We start from the raw sequence: 4,245 nt of genomic DNA, 5'->3' as shown, positions 1-4,245 counted from the left end.
GTATTTATGTTATTCTGTTCAATTTTCAAAGACCAATTTTCTTTCCTACAATTCTCATTGTAGTTATTAATTTATGTCACCCTCAAGCGACTTATTTAGTATATCATCTGTTTTACATACTGTCAATAACTTTTTAATTTTTTTAACTCTACCAGAAAAGTTTTTTCTAGTTCAATTCAAGTTATTTATGCATCTCAGCGACGTTTATTATATTAACATATATGATAATTGTCTTATTATATTAAATTATCCTATTAAATGACTTTATATTCATTATAGTCTAAAATTTATGTGAAATTCTCTCTAATTCTATTAGTGATACACTAGGAATAGTTATATTATATACTATATAAACTTTCACTAACTTTTCTTTATTTCCATTATGTTTAAGTACAACAGCTTAGCGCATTTGATATAAAAAAAGCAAATTTCGCTTACAAATATTTTGGTAAACAAAACTTGCTTTTTTTAACTTATCTTATATATCAACTTATATCATTTCCAAAATTAGTTGCTTATTAATAGCTTATTTATTGTTATACCCTATCTTCTCTAGAATAATTAAAGCAGTATCTTCAATAGCTCTCTCTGTAACATCTATAGTCTTACATCCTATTTTTCTCATTATTTTATCCGCAAAATCAAGTTCTTCTAACACTCTTGCATCTCCTGCATATTCAATGTCGGACGTAATCCTATGAAACTTATCTAACCTTCTTTTCCTTATTTCAATTAATCTAAGTGGATTTATTGTTAATCCAAATACTTTTTTTCTATCAATTTCATATATTTCATCTGGAACTCCCACTTCAGGCATTAAAGGAATGTTTATTGCCTTTACCCCCTTATTGGCCAAATACATACAAAGTGGTGTTTTTGAAGTTCTTGAAAGTCCGATCAACACTACATCGGCATTCTTTAATCCCCTATAATCTTTACTATCATCATATTGCATAGCAAATTCCATGGCTTCTATTCTCTTGAAATATACTTCGTCTGTTTGCCTCATAGCACCTGGGTTGTATGTAGGATGTGTATTTAATATAGTTGATGCCACATTTATTATTGGCCCTAATACATTCATAACCGATATATTTTTTTCCATTGCTTTTTGTGTCAAATGCTCCCTTACATTAACAGTAATTATAGTAGATACAATTATCACGCTCTCGCACTCATTTGCGATATTCATTACATCTTCAACATCTTCTAAAGATTTTACATATGGAATTCTTTTAACATCTACTTTTTCTGTAAATTGACTTGCCGCTGCAACAGCAACTTGGTTTGCAGTTTCTCCTATCGAATCTGATACTGCTAAAATTGTTAACATATTTATACCTTCTTTCTCATAATCTCATGATACTTTTTATACCTTACTCTTTTTTTATAAATATATACCCTGACCAATGCTTACAATACTTTAATTAATTATGTATGTGTTCCTGTTATCTCTATATTAAACTAAATTTGGTTCATTTAACAGTAGTGAATTTTTTTTTACTATATGTTACACTTTAGTATAACGTAATACAATTACAGTTGGAGGTACTCTTATGAAAAATAAAAAAGTGTTAACTATAAGTATTCTTCCTTTGATGTGGACTATATATGTCTTATTCGAGCTTATTACTGGAAGAATTAATGATCTTAGAACAATTTTATTTAATATGATACTAATTATATTATTTGCGCTAGTAGGTCTATTTAGCTACATAATCGGAATTAAATACGAACGTGGATTTAAGTCTAATACACTTGTAATTCTATTTTTCTTTCTTTTTCTATTTGATCAAGGAATAAAGATATTAATAAAACTCTTTTGGTTTAATAATGATTTTCCTATAATATCTAGCTTGTTATATTTTCGACCTATAATTAATACTGAAGGTTCTTGGCTAAATGCTAGATTTGGAGCATCTGTCAATTTTCCTATTTTAATAACTATAAATATATTTGCTATATTTATTTTTATCGAAGTATATAGATATTATTTATACAAAGAAAACAAGGATTTCTGGGCTGATATGTGCTTCATTTTTGTATGCTGTGGTGCTACATGTTCGCTGATTGACAAGATTTTTTATGGTGGTAGTTTAGATTTTATAGGAATAAGTAATTTATTCATTGCTGATATAAAAGACTTATATATTAATATAGGAATATTATTCTTTGCCCTCACTATGTTTAACAATGGATACCTTGCGTCTAATGAAGATACATCAGTTAAGGAAGATATTCAATCATTAAGAAAGTTTTTCTTATTTATAAAAAAGGATATCTCGCATAAGTTCAAACCCTTCTAAACAGTTATCTATTAGATTAGTAAAACCTATGAATACTTATTTAATGTTATTCATTTTATAAATTTGTAATATGATATGTTTCAAAATTTATAAAGGTAAATAAAAAAAAGAGTTTTACTTTCAGTAAAACTCTTTTATTTATATAAATACTAAGCAAGTTTTTCAATAAGATTACTTTTAATAAAGTAATTGGTGGCTCACCCGGGAATCGAACCCGGGACACCATGATTAAAAGTCATGTGCTCTACCGACTGAGCTAGTGAACCATCTTACCTCGCAACGTCCTACTCTGCCACACAGTCTCCCATGCAGTACCATCGGCGCTATAGACCTTAACTTTCCTGTTCGGAATGGAAAGGAGTGTTACCTCTATGCCATCATCACGAGATTTTAATTAATAGTTAATACAATCTTCATCTATTACTTCAAATTTATGAAATAATCTTTATATAACTATTTTATAATATCTTGTCGAAAACTTGTCTCAACAAGATATTATTATACATAGTATTATCTATTATGTCAACACTTATTCAGAAATAAAACTTATTTTATTTTTTCGGTATATTCTTTTATTAACTCTATAGATCTTTTAAACTTGCTCAACTCTTCTTTTGTCATATGAATTTCCACTACCTCTTTAACCCCATCAGCATTTAAAACAGCAGGTACTCCACAAAAAACATCTTTTTCTCCATACTCGCCATCTAATAATGTAGATACTGGCATTATCTTGTTTTCATCATTTATTATCGCTTTTATGACTCCTACAGCTGCTGTTGCTATACCATAATACGTTGTTCCTTTTCTATTGTACACTTCCCAACCTGCTCTCGCTGTTTCTAGTACTAGTTTATCTAAGTCAACTTTTCCTACTCTATCTTTATTGTCTTTTAATATCTCGTAGAATGACTTCCCTCCAACTGTAACATGAGACCATGGGACCATCTGTGAATCTCCGTGTTCTCCCATAGAATATCCTTGCACACTACGCGGATCCACATTTAATAGTTCCCCAATGAAATTTTTTAGTCTTGCTGAATCAACTGAAGTACCAGTGCCTATAATATGACTCTTTGGTAGCCCAGATATCTTATAAACATGATATGCTATCATATCAACCGGATTGGAAATAACAATAAAGTGTCCTTTAAATCCACTCTTCATTATTGGCCTTACAATGGATTCTACTATTTTAGCTGATAATTCTAGTGTATCTAATCTAGTTTGCCCTTGCTTAGGAGGTGCACCAGCTGTTATTACCACAATATCTACATCCCCGCATTGCTCATAGTTCCCCCTGACAATTCTTATATTTCTATTCAAATATTCAATACAATGGTTTAAATCCATTACTTCCCCTAGAGCCTTTTCTTCATTTATATCAATCATTAATATCTCATCACATACCCCTTGAGTCATCAGACTAAAGGCTGTACTAGACCCTACTAATCCCGTTCCTATAATAGCCACTTTACTTTTTTTTAAACTCATATTTAACTCCTTTTAAGAAACTTATTCTTACTCATATTATTATTTTTATTTTACACTCATTTATTCACTTATAATTACTTATATATGCACGATTAAATATTATGGATTATATTATACACTATCTTAACTTTCTTCTAAGAATATAAAATCAGTCTTCGTATTCAAAATTTATCTAATTAATAAATTAATCCAATCTTTTATTCCTAAATGTTTATAATACTGAAAATAAATTACTTCTTTAATAATTTATTTTAAAACAAAAAAGGTTGTTAATAAAATTAACAACCTTTGTTATGGTGCGTCATCAGGGATTCGAACCCTGGACACCCTGATTAAGAGTCAGGTGCTCTACCAACTGAGCTAATCACGCAAATCTTACCTCGCAACGTCCTACTCTGCCACACAGTCTCCCATGCAGTACCATCGGCGCTATAGACCTTAACTT

At 29.8% G+C, this 4,245-nt stretch carries 3 protein-coding genes, 2 tRNA genes and 1 rRNA gene; 1 reads left to right on the top strand and 5 read right to left on the bottom strand.

Going from position 1 to position 4,245, the window contains the following annotated elements:
• Positions 1–526: 526 nt before the first annotated feature.
• The gene (locus L3B96_RS27015) at positions 527–1,333 is read right to left on the bottom strand and encodes a pyruvate, water dikinase regulatory protein (protein ID WP_012061051.1); all 807 of its coding nucleotides are present in this window, start codon (positions 1,331–1,333) and stop codon (positions 527–529) included.
• 223 nt (positions 1,334–1,556) lie between these two features.
• Between L3B96_RS27015 and L3B96_RS27010 the strand changes: the two genes are divergently transcribed.
• Positions 1,557–2,306, top strand: coding sequence for a signal peptidase II (locus L3B96_RS27010; RefSeq protein ID WP_238949053.1), 750 nt, complete (start codon positions 1,557–1,559; stop codon positions 2,304–2,306).
• A 190-nt stretch (positions 2,307–2,496) separates the two neighbouring features.
• On the opposite strand, the gene L3B96_RS27005 is transcribed toward L3B96_RS27010, so the two are convergent.
• The 4 genes from L3B96_RS27005 to L3B96_RS26990 all read right to left on the bottom strand — a co-directional run bounded on the left by L3B96_RS27005 (position 2,497) and on the right by L3B96_RS26990 (position 4,170).
• Positions 2,497–2,572: transfer RNA gene (locus tag L3B96_RS27005), tRNA-Lys, on the bottom strand.
• Between the two features lie 5 nt (positions 2,573–2,577).
• Positions 2,578–2,694, bottom strand: a 5S ribosomal RNA gene (rrf, locus tag L3B96_RS27000).
• A 158-nt stretch (positions 2,695–2,852) separates the two neighbouring features.
• Positions 2,853–3,800, bottom strand: coding sequence for an L-lactate dehydrogenase (locus tag L3B96_RS26995; protein WP_236895802.1), 948 nt, complete (start codon positions 3,798–3,800; stop codon positions 2,853–2,855).
• Between the two features lie 294 nt (positions 3,801–4,094).
• A tRNA-Lys gene (locus tag L3B96_RS26990) sits at positions 4,095–4,170 on the bottom strand.
• Positions 4,171–4,245: the final 75 nt, after the last annotated feature.

It is taken from the genome of Clostridium sp. YIM B02569, assembly GCF_022320765.1.
Classification (GTDB): Bacteria; Bacillota; Clostridia; order Clostridiales; family Clostridiaceae; genus Clostridium; species Clostridium beijerinckii.
Note: the sequence above shows the minus strand (reverse complement) of the source record. Positions and strands in the feature narration are given on the sequence as shown.

Bases quoted from the DNA above. Each gene is read 5' to 3' on its own strand.
- L3B96_RS27010 (WP_238949053.1), top strand. From the start codon at position 1,557: ATGAAAAATAAAAAAGTGTTAACTATAAGTATTCTTCCTTTGATGTGG.
- L3B96_RS27015 (WP_012061051.1), bottom strand. From the start codon at position 1,333: ATGTTAACAATTTTAGCAGTATCAGATTCGATAGGAGAAACTGCAAAC.
- L3B96_RS26995 (WP_236895802.1), bottom strand. From the start codon at position 3,800: ATGAGTTTAAAAAAAAGTAAAGTGGCTATTATAGGAACGGGATTAGTA.